We start from the raw sequence: 21,441 nt of genomic DNA on the forward strand, positions 1-21,441 counted from the left end.
CGGACTTGGGTCACTCCGTCATCAGACTCCGACCATGTCCAGGCCCCGCCGTACACCTGCCGCGATGAAAATCGCCATTCTTTCCCGCAACAGCAAGCTGTATTCGACCCGGCGGCTCATCGAGGCCGGGCGCAAGCGTGGTCATACCGTGCGCATCCTCGACCCGCTGCGCTGCTACATGCGCATCGCCGCCGACGGTTTCAGCCTGCACTACAAGGGCAAGCCGATCACCGGCTTCGATGCGGTGATCCCGCGCATCGGCGCCTCGGTCACGCGCTATGCCACCGCCGTGTTGCGCCAGCTCGAATTCATGGGCACCTACACGCCCAACCCGTCCGACGCCATCCTGCGCTCGCGCGACAAGTTGCGTGCGCATCAGTTGCTGGCCGCGCAAGGCATCGACATGCCGGTGACCGTGTTCGGCGACAACCCGGACGACACCCAGGATCTGCTGTCGATGCTGGGCCCGCCGCCGCATGTGGTGAAGTTGAACGAGGGCGCGCAGGGCGCCGGGGTGATCCTCACCGAGAAAGCCAGCGCCTCGCGCGGCGTAGTCGAGGCGCTGCGCGGGCTCTATGCCAACTTCATCGTGCAGGAATTCATCGGCGAGGCCGAGGGCGCGGACCTGCGCTGCTTCGTGGTCGGCGACCGGGTGGTTGCCGCGATGCGCCGGCAGGCGGCCGAGGGCGACTTCCGTTCCAACCTGCATCTGGGCGGCAGCGCTGCGGTGGCCCAGGCCACCGAGCAGGAGCAGGAGGTCGCGGTACGCTCGGCGCGCGCGCTGGGCCTGGCCGTGGCCGGTGTGGACCTGATCCGTTCCAGGCGCGGGCCGTTGGTGCTCGAGGTCAACTCGACTCCCGGACTGGAGGGCGTGGAAGGGGTCTGCGAGGTGGACGTGGCGGCGGCGATCATCCAGCACCTGGAGCAGTCGATCCGTTGATCGGGCCGGGAGTGTTGTTAGCAAAAATTTAACGAAAATCTAATCCTTTCCTCGCTAGCCTCACCCGACCGTAGCTCCGCTCTCGGCAGTGACGGTGATCGGGATGAACTTTTGGCCCAAGTGCGTTGTCGCACTTAGGCCTTTTTACTTAGGCACGCTTGCTCCACCAGCGACGTCGAGTCTAAAGTGAGGAAATGTTAAACGGACGATGGAACAAGGAACGATCATGCTCAAGGCTTTCTGTTATACGGCATCTTTGTCTGTGCTCTTGCTAGTCAGTGCTGCGGATGCCTCGGCAACAGTAGACGTCAAGAAGCCTTTCGCCCAGCAGGCCGCTCAAGTGCGCAACGAGCTGGATGGCGGCACCAAGTACTCCGAGATCAGTCAGGAAGACCGCGCTAAGGTGCTTTCTGCGCTCACGAGAATAGAAATTGCAGTGGCAGAAAATGGTGATGCACAGGCGTTGACGCCGGACCGAAAGGCAGCGGTCTACAACGACCAAGAGCTCATCAATACAATTTTGACGAGGGCGGGTGAGGAAAGTCGCCTGGTTTGTACGCGTGAAAAGGCGACGGGTTCTCATCACACCACTTCGATCTGCAAAACCGTTGCCGAACGCAGACGCTTGCGTGACAGCGGCGAGCGTGACGTGAGCTCCATGCAGCGGAGACACAAGGCCACCGACCCGGGCTCCTAAGTCCACCCCGACCATAGTTATTGAGGTTTCAGTGCGAATTCTAGTAATCGAAGACAACAGCGATATCGCCGCCAATCTGGGCGACTATCTCGAAGACCGCGGCCACACGGTGGACTTTGCCGCCGACGGCGTGACCGGTCTGCACCTGGCCGTGGTGCACGAGTTCGACGCCATCGTGCTCGACCTCAACCTGCCCGGCATGGATGGCATCGAGGTGTGTCGCAAGCTGCGCAACGAAGCGCGCAAACAGACACCGGTGCTGATGCTCACCGCACGCGATTCGCTGGACAACAAGTTGGCCGGTTTCGACTCCGGCGCGGACGACTACCTGATCAAGCCGTTCGCGCTGCAGGAAGTGGAAGTGCGGCTCAACGCGCTGTCGCGTCGTGGCAAGGGTGTGCACACCCGCGTGCTGGAAACCGGCGATCTGGAATACAACCTGGACACGCTGGAAGTGCGTCGCCGCGGCAAGCTGTTGCAGCTCAACCCCACTGCCTTGAAGATCCTGCAGTCGCTGATGGAGGCCTCGCCGGCCGTGGTCACCCGCCAGGAGCTGGAAACCCGCGTCTGGGGCGAAGAACTGCCGGATTCGGACTCGCTGCGCGTGCATATCCACGGCCTGCGTGCGGTGGTCGACAAACCTTTCGATGTGCCGATGATCCAGACCCGTCACGGCATCGGCTATCGCATCGCCTCGCCCGATGCCTGAAAGCAATAACGGCGCGCGGCCCGCCCGCAGGCGCGGCCGCTACCGGCGGCGTCTGCGCAGCCGCATCATCCTGTCGTTCGTGTTGTTGGGCTTCTGCCTGACCACGCTGTTCGCCTTCGCCACCAACTGGGCGCGCTCTCGCGTGGAAAACCAGTTAGTGGAAGACGTGATGAACCGCAACATCGACGCCTTTGCGCAGCGCTTCTATTCCGACCCGCTGCGCAACCCCGACCTGCCGGTGCAGCAGATGCGTGGGCGGGTGGTCAAAAGCGACAAGTTCGAAGCGCTGCGGCTGGAACAGCCGGAGTGGTATCAGTTCCCGGACGGCATCCACACCATCTCCGGCGTGGACGAGAACGGCAACGCGTATTCGTACAAGCTGGCGGTGCGCAAGACGCCGAGCGAGTGGTTCTTCCTCGCCTACGACATGACCCAGACCATCAAGGGTGAGATCCAGCTCAAGCGCACCTTGATGCTTTCGGTGCTGGTGTTCAGCGGCTTCTCGCTGCTGATTGGCTGGTGGTCGGCGTCCAAGGTCATGCGCCCGGTGTCGGACCTGGCCGCACGCCTGCGCGCCTACCGCGGCGGCACCAGCGAGCCCAAGCCGCTGGCCGCGCACTTCCCGGACGACGAAGTTGGCCAGCTGGCCGAAGCGCTGGACGATTACTCGGCCCGCCTCACCGAAGTGGTACAGCGCGACCGCGAATTCAATGCCGACGTCAGCCACGAACTGCGCACCCCGCTGGCGGTGATCCGCGGCGCCACCGAACTGCTGCTCACCAAGCCCAATCTTGACGAAAAGATGCTGCAGCGCCTGCAGCGCATCCAGCGCGCCGAACTGCAATGCAGCGACCTGATCGGCTCGCTGCTGCTGCTCTCGCGCAATGAACGCGGGCAGGGCAGCAGCAATGTCGCCAAGGTGGCCGAGCAACTGATCGACGCGCACCGCGCCCAGCTCGGCGGCAAACAGCTGGAGCTGCTGCTGGAGGGCGAGCGCGACCTGGTCATCGACGCGCCCGAATCTGCCTTGTCGGTGGCGCTGGGCAACCTGATCGGCAACGCGGTCAAGTACACCCAGGACGGCCAGGTACGCGTGCGCGTGCTTGGCGATGCGGTGGAAGTGATCGACTCCGGCCCCGGCCTGAGCGAGGAAGACGCCGCCAAACTGTTCCAGCGCGGCTACCGCGGCACCCACGCCGGCCACTCGCAAGGCGGCGGCATCGGCCTGTCGATCGTCAGCCGGCTGTGCGACCTCTACGGCTGGCGCGTCAGCGTGCGCCCAGGCCAGCAGCGCGGCGTCATCGCAACACTAGCCTTCCACCGCTAACCACCACCCACACTCCCGTAGGAGCGCACCCGGGCGCGAGGGCTTTACACGTATCGTCCTTCCCACTGCAGGGCATCCAAACAACATCCGCACCCAAAACCCAGCTCAGCGCTCCACCACCGTCACCACCAACTCGCCCGCACGCGCAGTGATCTGCAGCTTGCACCCAATCGCAAACTCCAACTGCTCCAGCCAAATCCCGCGCAAGCGCACGCTGGGAATCCGCTGGCTGTGCGGCCGGCCAGATTCTGCATCGTAGTAAGGGAGTAATGGATGCCACGCTTCGTGTGCTAACGATCTCGCCGGCGGTAACGGCAGCCGACTGTCCATGGCAGTATTTTGAGTGCGCACCCGTAGATGTCAGCGCCCGATTGGATGCGTTTGTAAAACTGCCCTGTAGCTCGCATCCAGGCTTCGCGCTTGTTGCGCCAATCGGTCCGTGTCGCCTTCGTTGCTGACTACGTCATCGGCAATGGCCAATCGTTGTTCGCGAGACGCTTGCGCGGCAATCATCTGATCGGCAAGCACCGATGTGCTCCCGTCGCGTTGCATCAGGCGAGCATGTTGGAGCGACACCGGCACATCGACGACGAGAATGCGGTTTAGCCAGGCATAGGTCGCTCGTCCGCCCGCTTCGGTCAGCAGGGGAATCGCGACGATCGTATAAGGGCCCACGGCTGCCAGCGCGGCGCGCTGCAGTTCTGCGCGAATGGCCGGGTGGGTGATCGCTTCCAGCGCTTTCCGTTGGACTGGATCGGCGAAGACGATCTTGCGCAGCGCTTGGCGGTCCAGCGTTCCATCCGGTAACAGAATCTCGCGGCCGAACTGCTCGGTAATGGCGTCGAGAATGGAGCCAGGCGCCACAACCCGCCGCGCAACAACATCCGCGTCAATGACCGGCACACCAAGCTTCTCGAACTCGGCGGTCAGGGCGCTCTTGCCGGAGGCGATGCCACCCGTGAGGCCGACGATGAAGTCGCTCATCGCCGTGCCCTGATCAACGCAGGCCTGCGAAGTGCAGGTAGCCGTCCACAAGATCGTTGCCCCAGAAGAACACCACCCAGCCGGCGATGGCCAGGTAGGGGCCAAACGGAATCGGGGTGGCGCGGTCGCGGCCCTTGGCCACCAGCCAGATCGAGCCGAGGATGGCACCGACCAGCGAGGAGATCAGGATGATCGGCAGGATGCCTTTCAGCCCGCACCAGGCACCGAGCGCGGCCAACAGCTTGAAGTCGCCGTGGCCCATGCCTTCCTTGCCGGTGAGCTGCTTAAACAGCCACCACACCGTCCACAGCGAGACATAGCCAACCGCCGCGCCCAGCAGGGCGGGCTTGGCCGGCATGTAGAGGTTGTCCATCGAGCCGACCAGGCCCAGCCACATCAACGGCAAGGTCAGCTGGTCCGGCAGCAGCTTGTGGCGCAGGTCGATGCCGGACATCGCCACCAGAAAGCAGCTCAGCACGATTGCGCCGAAGCCCTGCCAGCCGAAGCCGAAGCGCCAGACGCTGGCTACACACAGGATCGAGGTCAACAGCTCAACCAGCGGGTACTGGATGGAGATTGGCTTGCCGCTGTAGCGCGACTTGCCGCGCAGCATCAGCCAGCTGAAGAGCGGGATGTTCTCCCACCACTTGAGCTTGTCGCCGGTGACCGGGTCGTGCGACGGCTCCACCACGATGCCCGGCGGCGGCGGTTCATAGATGTCCGGCAGCTCCAGGATCTCGCGCGCGTCGCGCCGCCACTGCCACTCCATGCGCTTGGGCAAGCGCAGGATCACCACGTTCAGGAAGCTGCCGATCAGCAGTCCCAGTCCGGCCGCGGCAGGAAAGCCGAGACCGGGATGCTGGTCGAGAAATGCCATTACGTCTTATCCAACCACCGAAGCGAGCTTGAAGATGGGCAGGTACATGCCGATGACCATGCCGCCGACGATGGTACCAATGAATACCATGATGATGGGTTCTAGCAAGCTGCTCAATGCATCGACAGCATTGTTGACTTCTTGTTCGAAGTATTCGGCTACCTTGAATAGCATCGCATCCAATGCGCCGGCCTCCTCACCGATTGAAGTCATCTGTACAACCATATGCGGGAACAGATTGACCTGTTTCATTGCCACGTTGACTGGATAGCCGACTGAAACGTCATCGCGCATACGTAACACAGCCTTCTCATAGACCGAATTGCCTGTCGCACCTGCAACGATGCTCAGCGCCTCTACCAAGGGCACGCCAGCCTTGAATGTCACCGCCGTCGTACGGGCAAATCGGGCTATCGAGCTGTTATGCATTATTTGGCCTAGGACGGGGGCCTTCAAGATCAGGCGGTCCATGCCGTGTTGCATAGCAGGCGACCGTTTATAAGCGAATATAAAGCCAGTGATACTTCCTGCTAATACAATCAAAAGGAGCCACCACCACGCAACCATGAATCGCGAAGCGTTGACAATCATCTGTGTAAATGCAGGAAGCTCCGCGCCAAAACCTTTGAAAACGTCTTCAAATTGGGGTACCACCCAGACAAGGAGGATGGAGCTGACAATCAGTGCGACGGCCATCACCATTGCCGGGTAAAACATCGCTTTTTTGATCTTTCCCTTAAGTGCTTCGATGTTTTCTTTGTAATTCGCCACCGTATCAAGAACGGTCTCAAGTACGCCCGCGCCTTCGCCTGCACGGACGAGATTTCGGTAGAGCTCGTCAAATTGCACGGGATGCTTGCTAATTGCTTCGTGCAACGAGGAGCCCCCCTCAATATCCGTGCGGATCTGGCCAACCATGTTCCGCATACGGGGGTTCTTGTGGCCACTGCCAATAATTTCGAGGGCACCCACAATTGGGACGCCTGACTTCATCATCGTCGCCATTTGACGGCTGAAAAAAGCGATATCTTTAGGTGTGACCGTCTTGCCCGCCGCGCCGAATAACGGCTTGGGTTTGACCTTCACTACCGTTGGCGTGATGCCTTGGCGACGCAATTCTGCGCGCAGCAAGTTAGCACTCTTGGAGGTCTGTTCCCCCTTCATCTTGACGCCGCGCTTGTCCTTACCCTCCCAGATGAATTGCAACTGCTGGTCGATTGAGCGGGACACGGCCTCTTTCTTGATTGCGCTACGTATTGCTGACATTAGCTCTGCTCCCCGTCCAGCCATCCCCAGGTGGACACTGTCTTATCTTATCTGGTTCTAAGGCGTATGACACTCGTTCGAACAGGAGCGTTGCACGCATATCGGTACTCAAACAATGTGACGCGCAGAGTCACTTTCTGGCCTTGTCCGGCAGAGGGTTAGCCCTGTCGCAGATATCACTTTTCACCATGTGCCCTACGGCGCTACGCAGATAGACTTGCTACCGGGGAGGCAGGTCATTGTTCATGAAGTTGGCACGTAATCTGCTTGTATCACCCGCACGGGGCGCTCTGCGCCGCCGAGGCGCTCAAGGGGATCAGTAGCCTTGAGAGCTGAGTGTCCGTCAACCTACTCAACTTATCTCTAGGGGATTCACAATGAAGAAGCAGCAGGGCTTTACCCTGATCGAATTGATGATCGTTATCGCGATCATCGCCATCCTGGCCGCTATCGCACTGCCGATGTACCGTGACTATGTGGCCAAGTCCCAGCTGACCGCTGCCCTTGCGGAAGTGAGTCCCGCCAAGACCATGCTGGAATCCAAGCTTCAAGAAAACAGCCTGTATGTTCCTGCAGACGCGCAGGAGGTTGGTCTTCAGACTACATCCCCGCGCTGCACGAGCTTTGGTGCAACCGCTACTACGCTTACGTGCGTCAATATTAAGGGCAATGACATCGTTGCCGGTGCGACTTTGACGTTGACTCGTAACGCAGGTGTTTGGACGTGCGGTATCAGTGGCGGCGCCGTAGTTGCCAAGCACAAGCCGGCTGGCTGCACCTGATCGTTGTAAGCTTTGAGTCTTGAAAAGGCCCTGTATGGGCCTTTTCTTTTATCAGCATGCAAGTGCTGTCGGGGTATGTGCGGCGCAAGCTTTTTGTATTTGTTGCCGGGTTTCTCTGAATTGGTAGGGTTTTTGGCTTGGGGAGTGTGTTGTACATTTATATCCCCGCTTTCGGAGCGACAAGATGAACGTAGTCATTGCCAATCTGGTCGGCATTACCGGCATTGCTCGTCGGCTTGTCCAAGACGGGGCTTTAGATGAGTCAGCGGCAAGGCTGGCGATGGATCAGGCTAGCGCTGCCAAGGTGCCTCTGCCCCAATGGTTTGCTGAGAAAAAATTGGTAACCGCGTCTCAACTTGCCGCCGCTAACGCGGTCGAATTCGGTATGCCACTGATGGACGTGTCGGTCTTCGACGCCAATCAGAACGCGGTCAAACTGGTCAGTGAGGAGTTGCTCCAGAAGTACCAGGTGCTGCCGCTGTTCAAGCGCGGCAACCGGTTGTTCGTGGGGGTGAGCAACCCGACCCAGACCAGGGCGCTGGACGACATCAAGTTTCATACCAATTTGGTGGTCGAGCCGATCCTGGTCGACGAGGACCAGATCCGTCGTACCTTGGAGCAGTGGCAGGCCAGCAACGCATCGTTGGGCTCGTCGCTCGGGGACGATGATGAGGGGATGGGCGACCTGGACGTGTCGGCCGGGGACGAGGACATGGGCGCCGGCGGGGATTCCGGGGTCGATGCCAAGGGCGACGACACGCCGGTAGTGAAGTTCGTCAACAAGGTGCTGGTGGATGCGATCCGGCGGGGAGCCTCCGACATCCATTTCGAGCCCTATGAAGACGACTACCGGGTGCGGCTGCGGATCGATGGGCTGCTGAAGAACGTGGCCAAGGCGCCGGTGAAGTTGAGCCAGCGTATCGCGGCACGCCTGAAGGTGATGTCGCAGCTGGATATCGCCGAGAAGCGGGTGCCGCAGGACGGGCGCATCAAGCTCAACCTGTCCAAGACCAAGCAGATCGACTTCCGTGTGAGCACTTTGCCGACCCTGTTCGGCGAAAAGGTGGTGCTGCGTATCCTGGACGGCAGCGCGGCCAAGCTGGGCATCGAGAAGCTGGGCTACGAGGCTGACCAGCAGAAGCTGTTCCTGGATGCGATTCACAAGCCGTACGGGATGGTGCTGGTGACCGGGCCGACCGGTTCGGGCAAGACGGTGTCGTTGTACACGGCACTGGGCATCCTCAACGACGAGACGCGCAATATCTCCACCGCCGAGGACCCGGTGGAAATCCGCCTGCCCGGCGTCAATCAGGTGCAGCAGAACAACAAGCGCGGCATGACCTTTGCCGCGGCGCTGCGTTCGTTCCTGCGCCAGGACCCGGACATCATCATGGTCGGCGAAATCCGCGACCTGGAGACGGCCGAGATTGCGATCAAGGCCGCGCAGACCGGTCACATGGTGCTGTCCACGCTGCACACCAACGATGCGCCGCAGACCATCGCGCGTTTGATGAACATGGGCATCGCGCCTTACAACATTACTTCGTCGGTGACCTTGGTGATCGCGCAGCGTCTGGCGCGGCGCCTGTGCAACAACTGCAAGCGCAAATCGACCTTGCCCGAGCATGCGTTGCTGGCGGAAGGCTTCACGCCTGCGCAGATCGCTGCCGGGATCGAGCTGTATGAGGCGGTCGGTTGCGACGAGTGCACCGAAGGCTACAAGGGCCGTACCGGTATCTACCAGGTGATGCCGATGACCGACGAGATCGGCGCGATCGTGCTGGAAGGCGGTAACGCGATGCAGATCGCCGAGGCGGCACAGAGTATCGGCATCCGCGACCTGCGTCAGTCGGCGTTGGTCAAGGCCGCGCACGGTGTGACCAGCCTGGCCGAGATCAATCGGGTGACGAAGGACTAAGGGCTGGGATTTGGGGATTCGGGATTGGGGATTCGCAAGAGCCCCCGACCGGCGGGCTGGGCAGCTGTCTGTCTTGGATCGTTACTGGCGACCTGCATCAGGTGGACTGGATGAAGGTCGCACGGGTGATCAGCCTGGCCGAGATCAATCGGGTGACGAAGGACTAAGGGCCGGGAATAGGGAATCGGGATTGGGGAATCGGAGAAGCTGGCTACGGGGGGAATCCTTTTCACCCAAGCTTCTGCTCACCGGTTTTGGCGAGACTTGGCAAAGTTGCGAAGCCCCCAAAAAAACGGCGCTTCCTCGTAAGGGGAGCGCCGTTTTTATTAGGAGAACAGCATCCGGCCATGAATGCCGTCCTCTAAGGTTCTCGAGACGTAGAAGCCAGAACAGAGCCGTCAAAGCAACTAAACACGGCAACCCGCTGTTACGATTCCCGATTCCCCAATCCCGACTCCCGGCCTTTTACTCCATCCCCAACTTCTTCAATTTATAACGCAACGCCCGAAACGTGATGCCCAGCTGCGCGGCGGTCTTGGTCTTGTTCCAGCGGTTTTCTTCCAGCGCCTTCTGGATCGCGGCGCGCTCCAGTTGCTCGATGTAGGAAGGCAGGGCGGCCGAGGCCGGGTCGATGTCCACCACCGCTTCGCGGGGTTCGACGGCGGCGCTGCCGGGGGTGGCGGCCAGGCGATGGCCGCCGTGGGCGGGCAGGCGCAGGTCGCTGGCGCTGATCTGGTCGTCTTCGGCCAGGGCCAGGGCGCGTTCGAGGATGTTTTCCAACTCGCGCACGTTGCCCGGGAAGCCGTACTGGTCCAGCGCGTCGAGCGCGGACTGGGTCAGCAGCGGAATCGGCCGGCCGTGGCTATGTGCCAGGCGCGCGATGATGGCCGCGGCCAGTTGCGGCAGGTCGCCGCCGCGTTCGCGCAGCGGCGGCACGCGCAGTTCGATGACGTTGATGCGGTAGTACAGGTCGTGGCGAAAACGGCCGTCGGAGACCAGGTCGCCCAGGTTCTTGTGGGTGGCCGAGAGAATGCGCACGTCCACCAGCGACTCGCTGGACGCGCCCACCGGGCGCACCGATTTTTCCTGGATCGCGCGCAACAGCTTGACCTGCATCTGCAGCGGCAATTCGGCCACTTCGTCCAGAAACAGCGTGCCGCCGTGCGCGGCCTGGAACAGGCCTGGCTTGTCGGCATGTGCGCCGGTGAAGCTGCCCTTCTTGTGGCCGAAGAATTCGCTTTCCATCAGTTCGGCGGGGATGGCGCCGCAGTTGACCGGCACGAACGGGCCGGCCGCGCGTGCGCCCTGTTCGTGGATGGTGCGGGCGACCAGTTCCTTGCCTACGCCCGATTCGCCGACGATGTAGACCGGCGCCTGGCTGCGCGCGACCTTGCCGATGGTGGCGCGCAGGCTTTCCATCGCACTGGAATCGCCGAGCAGGCGGCTGGCCTGTTCCGGCGGTGGCGGTGGCGGGGCAGGGCGGTCGCGGTTATTCAGTTCCAGCGCGTGCTTGACCAGGCCGCGCAGCACGCTGATATCCACCGGCTTGCTGACGAAGTCGAAGGCACCGGCCTTCAAGGCTTCCACCGCCAGGTCCATGCTGCCGAACGCGGTGATCATCGCCACCGGGGTCTGCGGATAGTGCTTGGCGATTTCGGTGACCAGCTCGATGCCGTTGCCGTCGGGCAACCGCATGTCGGTCAGGCACAGGTCGTAGGGATTGTTGGCCAGCAGCTCGCGCGCTTCGGCCAGGTTGGCGGCGGTGCTGATGCGCAGGCCCATCCGGCCCAGGGTGAGAACAAGCAGTTCGCGAATGTCACGCTCGTCATCGACAACCAAGGCACTTTTCGGTTCGTTCATGTGGCGCACGATAGCCCACGGCGATGACCGTCGACAATTGCCGGCCGGGTCCGGGCGTAACGATTCACGCGATCACACGATGGTGCGCGGGCGCAGCACGATGCGCAGTGGCTGGCCGCACGGGCACGATCGCAGTGCCAGCGCAGGCCGCAGCGCCATTGGCTTGCTGCTGGCATGACGCAGCGCTCTCGCTCATTTCCCGAGCAGGCTATTGGGCCCCTGCAACAGGATCCGGAAACAGGCGCCGCCGCCCGGCACCGACACGTAGTCCAGTTGCGCCTGGTTGGCGCGGCACAGTTCCTGGGCGATATACAGGCCCAGCCCGGTGCCGTGCTCGGAGGTGGTATAGAACGGGCGGAACAATTGCGCGGCCACCGTCTCCGGGATGCCGGGGCCGCGGTCGACCACGTCGATCACTGCCATGCGCTCCATGCGCTCCACGCGCAGTTTCACCCGCGCTGGTTCGTCCATGACCCGGCCGTACTTGAGCGCGTTGTGCACCAGCGCGGTCAGGATCTGGTGCAGGTGCTTGGGGTCGATCAAGGCATGCACGGCATTGCCCTGGATGCTGGCCTCCAGGATGTCGGTCTCCATCGACAGGGTCTGCCGGTACTCGACCACGAAGCGGCGCACGAAGGCGGCCAGATCCAGGTTGTCCGGGCTTGCGCGCTCGCGGCGGGCCAGCGCGAGCACGCTCTCGACAATGCCGTTGGTGCGCTGGCATTGCTGGTGGATGATCTGCAGCAGGCGGCGGTCGGCATCGCCGATGTCCGGGGATTCTTCCAGCAGCTGCGAGGCGTAGCTGATCGCCGCCAGCGGGTTGCGGATCTCGTGCGCCAGGCTGGCCGAAAAGCGCCCCATCGCCGACAGCGTGAGCGATTCGGCGCGCCGCGACACCACGCTGGCATCGTCCAGAAACACCAGCACCAGGTCGCTGTCGGCGAGCAGCCGCACGAAGCGCGGCTGCACTTCCGGGCGATCGGCGCCCAGTTGCAGCGGGGCCTCTTCCTCGCGCCAGCCGCTGCGCCAGCGCTGCAGGCGGCGCGACAGTTCGGGCGTGAGCGCCGCCAGCGACAGGTCGACCGGGGCGTTGCGCTGGTCGCCGTCGCCGAGCAGCGCCAGCGCCGCCTCGTTGGCCAGGGTGATGCGGTTGTGCGTATCGACCACCAGCACGCCGGTGCGCATGCGGCGGATGATCAGTTCGTTGATCTCGTAGAGGTTGGCGACCTGCGCGCCGCGTTCTTCGGCCAGTACCTGATTGCGGCGCGCACGCGAGCCGATCTGTTCGCAGATGAAGGCCACCGCGACGTAGCTAGTGGCGAACATCGCCAGCTCCGCGACCGGGCGGGCGGCGCCGCCACCTTCGAGCAGGGTCCACAGGTATTCCAGCACGATGGCGCCGCTGGCGAGTACCGCGATGCTCATGCCGTAACGCAGGCGCAGCAGGATCGAGGCAGCTGCGACATTGAACAGCAGCATCATCGCGATGCCGGCGCTGGCGCCGGGCAGCGCATGCGTGGCCAGGGTCGCCGCGGCGATGTCGGCCAGCACCGAACAGAACACGGTGGTGGTCAGCCGGCGCTCGCTGCGGCCCCAGAACAGCAGCGGGATCGCCACCGACAGATAGCCGATCGCCACGCCGGCCGCAAGGCGCGGGTAACGCGGCTCCGGGATCGCGTCGGACAGGGGGCTGAACACCAGGGCGGCGATCAGCCCGGCCACCAGCACCCGGTACAGCGAAAAGAAGTACAGCTCGCGCTGCGGCGCGGACTGGATCCGGTCGATAAGCGATGGGCTGGATGGCAAGCCGATTCCCCGCTGGAGCAAGCCGCGAGTATAGGCAGGTGGGCGGCCCGCGCAGCGCTTGTGCACAGTGCCGGGCTGCACGCAAGCGCCGCAAACGGCGGGCCACCCGCGCCGACTTTTGCGCCGCACGGCGTGGTCGGCCACAATAGGCGGCCCGTTCGCGTCTCTTGACGTGCCGCCCAGGCGGTCTGCGTTGCACGCAGCGGTCGTTTCCTTTTCCCACGGTGACGCATGAATTTCCACGAATACCAGTCAAAACAGCTGCTTGCCGAGTACGGCATCCCCGTTCCGGCCGGCAAGGTCGCGGCGACCCCGGACGAAGCGGTTGAAGTCGCCAATTCCCTGGGCAAGGGCCCCTGGATGGTGAAGGCGCAGATCCACGCGGGCGGTCGCGGTAAGGCTGGCGGCGTCAAGTTCTGCAAGACCACCGACGACGTGAAGGCCGCAGCGGCCAAGATGCTCGGCACCAAGATGTCCACCTACCAGACCGCCGGCGTCGAGCTGCCGATCAATCTGGTGCTGGTGACCACCGCCGGCGAGATCGTCAAGGAGCTGTACCTGTCGATCCTGGTCGACCGCGGCACCAAGACCATCACCTACATCGCCTCCAGCGAGGGTGGCGTGGAGATCGAGCAGGTCGCCGCCGAGACGCCGGAGCTGATTCACTCGCTCAACGTCGATTTCGTCGAAGGCGTGCAGGGCTACCACGGCCGCGATTTCGGCTTCAAGCTCGGCCTGACCGCCAAGCAGGCCGGCCAGTTCGCCAGCATCATGGTGAACCTGTATCGCCTGTTCAACGAAAAGGATCTGGCGCTGGTTGAAATCAACCCGCTGGCGATCCTGGACGACGGCAACCTGTACGCGCTGGACGGCAAGTTCGACAGCGACGACAACGCCGCGTTCCGTCAGAAGCAGCTGGTCGCCATGCGCGACAAGACGCAGGAAGACGAGACCGAAGTGACCGCCTCGGAGCTGGACATCAACTACGTCACCATGGACGGCAACATCGGTTGCATGGTCAACGGCGCAGGCCTGGCCATGGCCACCATGGACGTGATCAAGCTCAACGGCGGCGAGCCGGCGAACTTCCTGGACGTGGGCGGCGGCGCCAACAAGCAGCGCGTCATCGAGGCATTCAAGCTGATCCTGTCCTCGGACAAGGTCGAAGGCATCTTCGTCAACATCTTCGGCGGCATCGTCCGTTGCGACATGATTGCCGAGGGCATCATCGCTGCGGTCAAGGAAGTGGGCGTCAAGGTCCCGGTCGTGGTGCGCCTGGAAGGCACCAATGTGGAAGAAGGCAAGCAGCTGCTGCGCGACAGCGGCATGGCCATCATCCCGGCCGACAACATCAACGACGGTGCCAAGAAGGTCGTCGAAGCTGTCAAGAACGCCGCCTGATCCACGACACCGAAGGAACTATCCATGTCCGTTTTGATTAATAAGAACACCAAGGTGATCGTGCAGGGCTTCACCGGCCAGCAGGGCACCTTCCACGCCACTCAGATGATCGAGTACGGCACCCAGGTCGTCGGCGGCGTGACGCCGGGCAAGGGCGGCACCACGCATATCGACCTGCCGGTGTTCAACACCGTGGCCGATGCCGTGCAGAGCACCGGCGCCGATGCGTCGGTGATCTACGTGCCGCCGCCGTACGCGGCCGATGCGATCCTGGAAGCGGCCGCGGCCGGCATCAAGGTCATCGTCTGCATCACCGAAGGCATCCCGGTGCTGGACATGCTGCGCGTCAAGAACGTGCTGACCCGCTCGCATCCGGACACCGTGCTGATCGGGCCGAACTGCCCCGGCGTGATCACCCCGGGCGAGTGCAAGATCGGCATCATGCCGGGCCACATCCACAAGCCGGGCAAGATCGGCATCGTGTCGCGTTCGGGCACCCTGACCTATGAAGCGGTCAAGCAGACCACCGAAGTGGGCCTGGGCCAGAGCACCTGCATCGGTATCGGTGGCGACCCGATCAACGGCCTGAACTTCGTCGACTGCCTCAAGCTGTTCAACGAAGATCCGCAGACCGAAGGCATCATCATGGTTGGCGAAATCGGTGGCGACGCCGAGGAAGCCGGCGCCGAGTACATCAAGCAGTTCGTGAAGAAGCCGGTGGTCGGCTTCATCGCCGGTGCGTCGGCGCCGGCCGGCAAGCGCATGGGCCACGCCGGTGCGATCGCATCGGGCGGCAAGGGCACTGCCGAAGGCAAGTTCGCGGCGATGGAAGCTGCCGGCGTCAAGACCGTCCGTTCGCCGGGCGATCTGGGTGCGGCGATTGCTGCGCTGGTGAAGTAAGCACGCCGCGCGCGCAAGCGCGTAGCGTCGGAGAGGCCGCCTTCGGGCGGCCTTTTTTGTGGCTAGCCACTTTAGCCAGCGGTCTGTGGCGAGTCATTTGTTGCAATGGCCGACGTGGCCATTTCCGCTGGCCAATGGCTGGCTGGTGCCAGCGTCTTCGCCGGCCGCCGTTGCCTGCCGCGGCTTGGCGGCGGATTCGAGCGGCTTGCAGCGTTCGATTCAAAGCTCGTGCTGTTGCGCATTGAGCTCAAGCAACAGCTCCACGAACGCGCGCACCTTGGCCGGTCGAAAGCGCGTTGCCGGGAACACGGTGTGGATGCCGCCGGACGGCAACTGCCACTGCGGCAGCACATGCAGCAAGCGACCGGCGGCCAGATCGTCGGCGACCACATAATCGGGCAGCACCGAGATGCCTGCACCCTGGCACACCGCCTCGCGCACGGCGAGGGTGGCGTCGAGAAAGATGCCCGGCTGCACGTCCACACTCTGCGGCGCATGCGTGGCGTGCGCGAATTGCCAGCGCTGGTGATCGCGCAATGCAGTGTTCGCCACGAAGGGCAGGGTGGCGACGTCCTGCGGCGATGCGATTCGGGCCAGCTGCGCGGCCATCGCGGAAGGCGCGACCAGCAACTGGCGAAACGCGCCGATCTTGCGTGCCTGCAGGCTGCTTTCGGCCAGCCAGCCGACGCGGATCGCAAGCTCGATGTTGGCCGTCATCAGGTCCAGGGTCTGGTCGCTGAGGATTGCGTCGACCTTGCAGGCCGGATGGCGCCGGGTGAAGGCCGCGATCGCCGGCACCACCACGCGCACGCCGTAGTCCAGCGGGGCGGTGAGCCGGAGCAGGCCGGACGGTTCGGCGGCGGTGTCGGTGAGTGCGTCGAAGGCGTCGTCGGTATCGCGCAGGATGGCCGCGCAGCGCTGGTAGAACGCCTGCCCGAGTTCGGTGGTGCGCACCCTGCGGGTCGTGCGCACCAATAACGAGGTGCGGCATTCGCGCTCCAGGCGGGCGACCTGCTGGCTCACCACCGCCTTGGTGATGCCCAGGCGCTCGGCGGCCGCCGTGAAGGAGCCGGTGTCCACCACTGCGACGAAGTAGGCCAGGCGGCGCAGATTGCCCAGGCCGCCTGGTCCGGTCTCGCTTCGATTGTGTGTCTTTGGCATACGGTATGTTTATGGCGGATGGATTTAAGAGTCAACGGCGCGGGCCTAGGATGCCTTCCTCGCCACCGGATGCCGCTGCCATGTCCACTACCGTTCACTACATTTACGACCCGCTGTGCGGCTGGTGCTATGGCGCCAGCGCGGTGGTGTCGGCGCTGCAGGCACGGGCCGATGTCGCGCTGCAACTGCTGCCAGCCGGGCTGTTTCTGGGCGCGGGCGCCAGGGCAATGGACGACACCTTCGCCGGCTACGCCTGGTCCAACGACCAACGCATCGCACAGCTGACCGGCCAGGATTTCAGCGCCCAGTATCGGCAGCGCGTGCTCGGCAATCGTCAGCAGCGCTTCGATAGCGCTCCGGCGACGTTGGCACTGACGGCGGTGGCGCGTGTCGCTCCGTCGCGCGAAGTGCAGGTGCTGGGGGCCATCCAGCGGGCGCGCTATGTCGAGGGCGACGATGTGACCGCGCTGGACACGCTGGTGGGCCTGCTGCAATCGCTCGGGCTGGAGCAGGCCGCGAAGCAGATCGCCGCGCCGGATGCGCAGCTGCTTGCGCTGACACAGGCGCGCATCGACCAGGCGCTGGAGCTGTTGCAGGAATTCGATGTACGCGGCGTGCCGACGCTGGTTGCGCAGTCGTCCGGCAAGCGGTGGTTGCTGGATGTCGGGGCGGGTTATGGGAACCCCGATGTCGTCCTGCGGCAGTTGGATGCTGGGCATTTTTTGGCATCTGGGTGACGGGTTTCTCGCCATGGGGTTGGCTTTCTTGCAGCGGACCTTTCCCCACACACGTCTCCAGTGACTTGGCTGTCTTCCGCCGCACCCTCACCCCAACCGTCGCCATCCCCAAAGGCCAAACCAATGCCAACCCGACGAGACGTCATCAAAACCCTGGCCGTTGCGAGTGTCGCAACCGCCTTCCCTGGAGCGAATACCGCCATGGCTGCACCGACCACACTGACGTATCAACATTTCCCCGCCGGTGAACATGGGTTCTTCCGCGCGCCGGTGCTGATTTCCGGCACGCACGATGCGGTGCTGATCGATGGTGGCTTCACCCTGCCCGACGGCAAGGCGCTGGTCGAGGCGATCCGCGCCAGCGGCAAGACGCTGACCACCATCTACATCAGCCAGAGCGACCCGGACTACTACTTCAGCCTGGCGCCGATCAAGGCTGCCTTCCCCGAGGCGCGCGTCATCGCCGCCTCGGCCACCATTGCGGCGATCAAGGGCAATGTCGAAAAGAAACTGGCCACCTGGGGCCCGCAGCTAAAGGAAAACGGCCCGCAGCGCCTGGCCGACATCGTGATGCCGGAACCCTTCGATGGCCCTGCACTCACACGTGAAGGCCACGCGCTGGAGATCGTGGAGGCCGACGGTCTGGCCAACCGACGCTATATCTGGGTGCCTGCGCTGAAGGCGATCTTCGGTGGCGTGCTGGTGTTCTCCGGCACGCATGTGTGGACCGCCGATACGCACGGCGCCGAAGGCCGTGCAGCCTGGCGCAAGACGCTGGAGCGCATGGCGGCGCGTTTGCCATCGGTGGTGGTGGCCGGCCATTTGCTGCCGGGCGCGCCCACCGATGCCTCGGCCATCGCCTACACGCGCGATTATCTGCTGGCTTTCGAGCAAGAGCTGGCCAGGCACAGCAACAGTGCCGACCTGATCAAGGCCATGACCGCGCGCTACCCCGATGCCGGCATGACGGTGGCATTGCAGATCGGCGCCAAGGTCGCCACCGGCGAGATGCAGTGGGGCTGATGCGATGACGGCGCAGCCGGACACCATCCGCGCAGGCGCCGTGCATGCAGTGGACGCGCAACACCGACGCAGCGCCAGATCCCTGCACGCCGCTGCGCTTCTGGAATAATGCAGGCTTGGCGGCGACGCCGGTCTGCATCCCGGTCTGTTGCGGGATGCGGCGCAGCCACGCCTTCCCCGCTGCATTCGCATAGGCCTTCCAATGTCCCAGACGCTCCGCATCGCCATGGCGCAGTTCGACTTCCCGGTCGGCGCCGTGACGCGCAATACCGATCGCATCATCGACTTCATCGCGGCAGCGCGCGACGAGTTCGATGCGGACATCGTGCTGTTTCCCGAGCTGGCGATCAGCGGCTACCCGCCGGAAGATTTGCTGCTGCGGCCCGGTTTTCTCGCCCATTGCCAGGAAGCGCTGGCGCGCATCGCCGCCAGTACGCGCGGCATCGTGGCGGTGGTCGGCTGGCCGCAGAGTGCCGGCAGCGTGGTCTACAACGCCGCCAGCGTGTTGCGCGACGGGCGTATCGAGGCGACGTATCGCAAGCGCGAATTGCCCAATTACGCAGTGTTCGACGAGCGCCGCTACTTCGACGTGGACCCGGATGGCGACAACTGCGTGGTCACGGTCAAGGGTGTGCAGGTGGGCGTGGTGATCTGCGAGGACCTGTGGTTTGCCGAACCGTTGGCCAGGACCGTGCAGGCCGGCGCCGAGCTGGTGCTGGTGCCCAATGCCTCGCCCTACGAGCGCGGCAAGCATGCGCAGCGCGATGCCCTGCTGGCCGAGCGCACACGCGAGAGCGGGGCGGCGATTGCCTACCTCAACGTGGTCGGCGGCCAGGATGCGCTGGTGTTCGACGGCGCATCGGTGGTGGCCGATGGCGACGGTACCGTGCATCCGGCCGCTGCCGCCTTCGTCGATCAGTGGCTGGTGGTGGACTACGCCGCCGGCGAGCGCAGTTTCACCCCGGTGGTGTGGGTGGACGATGGCGACGAGAGCATGGATGCGCTGGCCTGGCGCGCCGTGGTGCGCGGGCTGCAGGACTATTGCCGCAAGAACGGCTTTACCAAAGTCTGGCTGGGCCTGTCCGGCGGCATCGATTCGGCGTTGGTACTGGCGATGGCGGTCGATGCGCTGGGCGGCGACAACGTCACCGCGGTGCGGTTGCCGTCGCGCTACACCGCCAACCTGTCCAACGATCTGGCCGACGAGCAATGCCGCGCGCTGGGCGTCAAGCTGGAAACCATCGCGATCGAGCCGGCGTTCGAAGGCCTGCTCGCCGCGCTGGGGCCGATGTTCGAAGGCACCCAGCCGGACATCACCGAAGAGAACCTGCAGTCGCGCAGCCGCGGGGTGATCCTGATGGCGCTGTCCAACAAGTTTGGCGGGCTGCTGCTGACCACCGGCAACAAGAGCGAGTACGCGGTGGGTTACGCCACCATCTACGGCGACATGTGCGGCGGCTACGCCCCGCTCAAGGATCTATACAAGACCGAAGTGTTCGGCCTTGCCAAGTGGCGCAATACCGTGGGCGGGGCGCCGGTGATACCGCCGGCCGTGATTTCGCGCCCGCCCTCGGCCGAGTTGCGCGACAACCAGACCGACCAGGATTCGCTGCCGCCGTACGATGTGCTTGACGGCATCCTGTACCGCTACGTCGACCAGGAACAGTCGCGCGATGACATCGTCGCGGCCGGCTATGCCGCCGACACGGTGGAACACGTGCTGCGGCTGGTGCGGCTCAACGAATGGAAGCGCCACCAGGCCGCGCCCGGGCCCAAGGTGTCGCGGCGCGCGTTCGGCCGCGAGCGGCGTTACCCGATCACCAATGGTTATTCCGGCCAGTAGCCCGACGGCTATTGCGGTCGGTCGTCCGGCGCACCAGCCACCGCTGCGGTGGCCGGTGCTTGGGCAAAGCGGGTGAGCAGGTCCAGGGTCGGCTTGGGCCGGGTCAGGTCGTACATCAGGCCGAAATGGCCTTCGGCGCCCTGGATGCTGGTCTGGTCCAGCAATTCGTAGACGTTCACCTCGGACACCACGTCGGCATAGTTGTCGCGCACGTTGCGCAGCAGCTGCGCCAGGCTGTCGTAGCAGCCGCGGTCGCCTTCCGCACCGCCGGTGGTGTTGCCGGTGTAGATCTCCGCACAGTTGAGTTCGTTGAAGAACACCGGGGTCTTGTAGGTCTGCGCCGCGGTGCGCAGCTGGCCCAGGTACAACGCGCTCCAGTAGCCGGCATCCTGGTGGAAGGCGTAGTAGTGGAAGCTGATGTGGTCGAAATTGAAGCCGGCCGCCTTGGCCTTGGCCAGGAACCATAGCGAGCCATTGCGATCGCCGGGGCAGCGTGCGCTGGCGCTGCGGTCGTCGCTGTTGCAGGCGGTGATGTTGATGGTGAAACGCAGGCCGGCGCCCAGTTCGTTGGAGGCCTGGCGCATGCCCAGGTACATCGTGGTCATTGCCGCGATGCGCGCATCGGCCTCGGCGCGCACCAGGTCCTGTTCGTTGCCGATCTCCCAGACCTTGATGTCGGCCGCATAGCGGCGTGCCAGCTGGTAGCCGATCTCGCGCGACATCGGGTAGACCATCGGGCGCAGCGTGATGCCGTACTTGCGCGCCAGCGGGACCAGCGCATCCAGCGTTGCGTAATCGCGCGGGTCCACATCGAAGCGGTAGCTGCGCAGATTGCGTGCGGCCAGCAGCTGGAAGCGGGCCTCGGCCTGGGCCATGGAATAGCCGGGGCGATTGTCGTGAGCGTTGACGCCGTAGACGATCGGCGCCGCGGTGGCGGTGTTGGTCATCGCCGCCAGCAACAGGGCGAGCAGGAACGGGACGATGCAGCGGGACATGCGGCCTCCTGGGCGGGCGCCAGCGGGGAGTCGGGTCTTCTTCAGGGCCGAGTATAGGCAGCGCACAGGCGCGGTTCGGTGACCTGGTGCCGGGTCTGGCGAGGTGCCTGCAGCTGTCGCGGGCAGGCGCGCCCCGCGTTGCGGGAGAGGGTGGGGCGCGGGCGCGGAATGCGGGACGGCCGATCTCCCGGTCGATCAGGCGTCATTGTCGCCAG

General features: G+C 63.9%; 19 protein-coding genes. 11 read left to right on the plus strand and 8 right to left on the minus strand.

Features of this window, described 5'->3' with window-relative positions:
• Positions 1-64 precede the first annotated feature (64 nt).
• The 4 genes from rimK (at position 65) to GGR73_RS09685 (ending at position 3,673) form a co-directional block, all read left to right on the plus strand.
• Positions 65-940, plus strand: a complete 876-nt coding sequence (gene rimK, locus GGR73_RS09670; protein ID WP_016904091.1) for a 30S ribosomal protein S6--L-glutamate ligase — start codon at positions 65-67, stop codon at positions 938-940.
• A 226-nt stretch (positions 941-1,166) separates the two neighbouring features.
• On the plus strand, positions 1,167-1,637 hold the full coding sequence (locus GGR73_RS09675; protein WP_221234057.1) for a hypothetical protein: 471 nt from the start codon (positions 1,167-1,169) through the stop codon (positions 1,635-1,637).
• A 31-nt stretch (positions 1,638-1,668) separates the two neighbouring features.
• On the plus strand, positions 1,669-2,346 hold the full coding sequence (locus tag GGR73_RS09680) for a response regulator transcription factor (RefSeq protein ID WP_006448355.1): 678 nt from the start codon (positions 1,669-1,671) through the stop codon (positions 2,344-2,346).
• Entirely contained in the window at positions 2,339-3,673 is a 1,335-nt protein-coding gene (locus GGR73_RS09685) for a sensor histidine kinase (protein ID WP_016904089.1), read from the plus strand. Before GGR73_RS09680 ends, GGR73_RS09685 begins: the two co-directional genes overlap by 8 nt.
• 105 nt (positions 3,674-3,778) lie before the next feature.
• Here the strand turns inward: GGR73_RS09685 and GGR73_RS09690 are convergent, their stop codons facing one another.
• From GGR73_RS09690 to GGR73_RS09705, 4 genes are read right to left on the minus strand one after another with little or no spacing between them, the layout of a single operon-like run.
• Complete coding sequence (locus GGR73_RS09690; RefSeq protein ID WP_425598399.1) at positions 3,779-4,024, minus strand: SymE family type I addiction module toxin; 246 nt, start codon at positions 4,022-4,024, stop codon at positions 3,779-3,781.
• Between the two features lie 9 nt (positions 4,025-4,033).
• Positions 4,034-4,657, minus strand: a complete 624-nt coding sequence (gene coaE, locus GGR73_RS09695; RefSeq protein ID WP_184456707.1) for a dephospho-CoA kinase — start codon at positions 4,655-4,657, stop codon at positions 4,034-4,036.
• 13 nt (positions 4,658-4,670) lie between these two features.
• Complete coding sequence (locus tag GGR73_RS09700) at positions 4,671-5,534, minus strand: prepilin peptidase (protein WP_016849610.1); 864 nt, start codon at positions 5,532-5,534, stop codon at positions 4,671-4,673.
• 6 nt (positions 5,535-5,540) lie between these two features.
• Complete coding sequence (locus GGR73_RS09705; protein WP_047130423.1) at positions 5,541-6,800, minus strand: type II secretion system F family protein; 1,260 nt, start codon at positions 6,798-6,800, stop codon at positions 5,541-5,543.
• Between the two features lie 377 nt (positions 6,801-7,177).
• Between GGR73_RS09705 and GGR73_RS09710 the strand changes: the two genes are divergently transcribed.
• Positions 7,178-7,582 (plus strand): pilin, encoded by a 405-nt coding sequence (locus GGR73_RS09710; protein WP_047129199.1) that lies wholly within the window; start codon positions 7,178-7,180, stop codon positions 7,580-7,582.
• Positions 7,583-7,766: 184 nt separating this feature from the next.
• Positions 7,767-9,500, plus strand: coding sequence for a type IV-A pilus assembly ATPase PilB (gene pilB, locus GGR73_RS09715; RefSeq protein WP_047129198.1), 1,734 nt, complete (start codon positions 7,767-7,769; stop codon positions 9,498-9,500).
• Positions 9,501-9,965: 465 nt separating this feature from the next.
• Here pilB and GGR73_RS09720 read toward each other — a convergent pair whose 3' ends face one another.
• Positions 9,966-11,360 carry a sigma-54-dependent transcriptional regulator gene (locus GGR73_RS09720; RefSeq protein WP_047127086.1) on the minus strand — a complete coding sequence of 465 codons (1,395 nt, stop codon included), beginning with the start codon at positions 11,358-11,360 and terminating at the stop codon, positions 9,966-9,968.
• 192 nt (positions 11,361-11,552) lie between these two features.
• Positions 11,553-13,166, minus strand: coding sequence for a sensor histidine kinase (locus tag GGR73_RS09725; protein WP_016901263.1), 1,614 nt, complete (start codon positions 13,164-13,166; stop codon positions 11,553-11,555).
• 231 nt (positions 13,167-13,397) lie between these two features.
• Between GGR73_RS09725 and sucC the strand changes: the two genes are divergently transcribed.
• Both sucC and sucD read left to right on the plus strand, forming a co-directional pair.
• The gene (gene sucC, locus GGR73_RS09730) at positions 13,398-14,567 is read left to right on the plus strand and encodes an ADP-forming succinate--CoA ligase subunit beta (protein WP_016901264.1); all 1,170 of its coding nucleotides are present in this window, start codon (positions 13,398-13,400) and stop codon (positions 14,565-14,567) included.
• A gap of 24 nt (positions 14,568-14,591) precedes the next feature.
• Positions 14,592-15,467 (plus strand): succinate--CoA ligase subunit alpha, encoded by an 876-nt coding sequence (gene sucD / locus GGR73_RS09735; RefSeq protein ID WP_011038208.1) that lies wholly within the window; start codon positions 14,592-14,594, stop codon positions 15,465-15,467.
• A gap of 219 nt (positions 15,468-15,686) precedes the next feature.
• On the opposite strand, the gene GGR73_RS09740 is transcribed toward sucD, so the two are convergent.
• Positions 15,687-16,628: a LysR family transcriptional regulator gene (locus GGR73_RS09740; protein WP_065032726.1), complete on the minus strand. Its 942-nt coding sequence runs from the start codon at positions 16,626-16,628 to the stop codon at positions 15,687-15,689.
• 80 nt (positions 16,629-16,708) lie between these two features.
• Between GGR73_RS09740 and GGR73_RS09745 the strand changes: the two genes are divergently transcribed.
• From GGR73_RS09745 to GGR73_RS09755, 3 genes are all read left to right on the plus strand, one after another.
• Complete coding sequence (locus GGR73_RS09745; RefSeq protein ID WP_184456709.1) at positions 16,709-17,365, plus strand: DsbA family protein; 657 nt, start codon at positions 16,709-16,711, stop codon at positions 17,363-17,365.
• A gap of 201 nt (positions 17,366-17,566) precedes the next feature.
• Entirely contained in the window at positions 17,567-18,388 is an 822-nt protein-coding gene (locus tag GGR73_RS09750; RefSeq protein WP_456362945.1) for an MBL fold metallo-hydrolase, read from the plus strand.
• A gap of 202 nt (positions 18,389-18,590) precedes the next feature.
• A complete protein-coding gene (locus tag GGR73_RS09755; protein ID WP_102255998.1) occupies positions 18,591-20,231 on the plus strand; it encodes an NAD+ synthase in 1,641 nt (546 codons plus the stop codon).
• A gap of 8 nt (positions 20,232-20,239) precedes the next feature.
• On the opposite strand, the gene GGR73_RS09760 is transcribed toward GGR73_RS09755, so the two are convergent.
• Positions 20,240-21,226 carry a hypothetical protein gene (locus GGR73_RS09760; protein ID WP_184456713.1) on the minus strand — a complete coding sequence of 329 codons (987 nt, stop codon included), beginning with the start codon at positions 21,224-21,226 and terminating at the stop codon, positions 20,240-20,242.
• Between the last annotated feature and the right edge of the window lie 215 nt (positions 21,227-21,441).

Source organism: Xanthomonas sp. F14, from assembly GCF_014199865.1.

Excerpts from the sequence above, each read along its gene's own strand:
- rimK (WP_016904091.1), top strand. The coding sequence starts at position 65 with ATGAAAATCGCCATTCTTTCCCGCAACAGCAAGCTGTATTCGACCCGG.
- GGR73_RS09675 (WP_221234057.1), top strand. The coding sequence starts at position 1,167 with ATGCTCAAGGCTTTCTGTTATACGGCATCTTTGTCTGTGCTCTTGCTA.
- GGR73_RS09685 (WP_016904089.1), top strand. The coding sequence starts at position 2,339 with ATGCCTGAAAGCAATAACGGCGCGCGGCCCGCCCGCAGGCGCGGCCGC.
- coaE (WP_184456707.1), bottom strand. The coding sequence starts at position 4,657 with ATGAGCGACTTCATCGTCGGCCTCACGGGTGGCATCGCCTCCGGCAAG.
- GGR73_RS09700 (WP_016849610.1), bottom strand. The coding sequence starts at position 5,534 with ATGGCATTTCTCGACCAGCATCCCGGTCTCGGCTTTCCTGCCGCGGCC.
- GGR73_RS09705 (WP_047130423.1), bottom strand. The coding sequence starts at position 6,800 with ATGTCAGCAATACGTAGCGCAATCAAGAAAGAGGCCGTGTCCCGCTCA.
- GGR73_RS09710 (WP_047129199.1), top strand. The coding sequence starts at position 7,178 with ATGAAGAAGCAGCAGGGCTTTACCCTGATCGAATTGATGATCGTTATC.
- pilB (WP_047129198.1), top strand. The coding sequence starts at position 7,767 with ATGAACGTAGTCATTGCCAATCTGGTCGGCATTACCGGCATTGCTCGT.
- GGR73_RS09720 (WP_047127086.1), bottom strand. The coding sequence starts at position 11,360 with ATGAACGAACCGAAAAGTGCCTTGGTTGTCGATGACGAGCGTGACATT.
- sucC (WP_016901264.1), top strand. The coding sequence starts at position 13,398 with ATGAATTTCCACGAATACCAGTCAAAACAGCTGCTTGCCGAGTACGGC.
- sucD (WP_011038208.1), top strand. The coding sequence starts at position 14,592 with ATGTCCGTTTTGATTAATAAGAACACCAAGGTGATCGTGCAGGGCTTC.
- GGR73_RS09740 (WP_065032726.1), bottom strand. The coding sequence starts at position 16,628 with ATGCCAAAGACACACAATCGAAGCGAGACCGGACCAGGCGGCCTGGGC.
- GGR73_RS09745 (WP_184456709.1), top strand. The coding sequence starts at position 16,709 with ATGTCCACTACCGTTCACTACATTTACGACCCGCTGTGCGGCTGGTGC.
- GGR73_RS09750 (WP_456362945.1), top strand. The coding sequence starts at position 17,567 with ATGGCTGCACCGACCACACTGACGTATCAACATTTCCCCGCCGGTGAA.
- GGR73_RS09755 (WP_102255998.1), top strand. The coding sequence starts at position 18,591 with ATGTCCCAGACGCTCCGCATCGCCATGGCGCAGTTCGACTTCCCGGTC.
- GGR73_RS09760 (WP_184456713.1), bottom strand. The coding sequence starts at position 21,226 with ATGTCCCGCTGCATCGTCCCGTTCCTGCTCGCCCTGTTGCTGGCGGCG.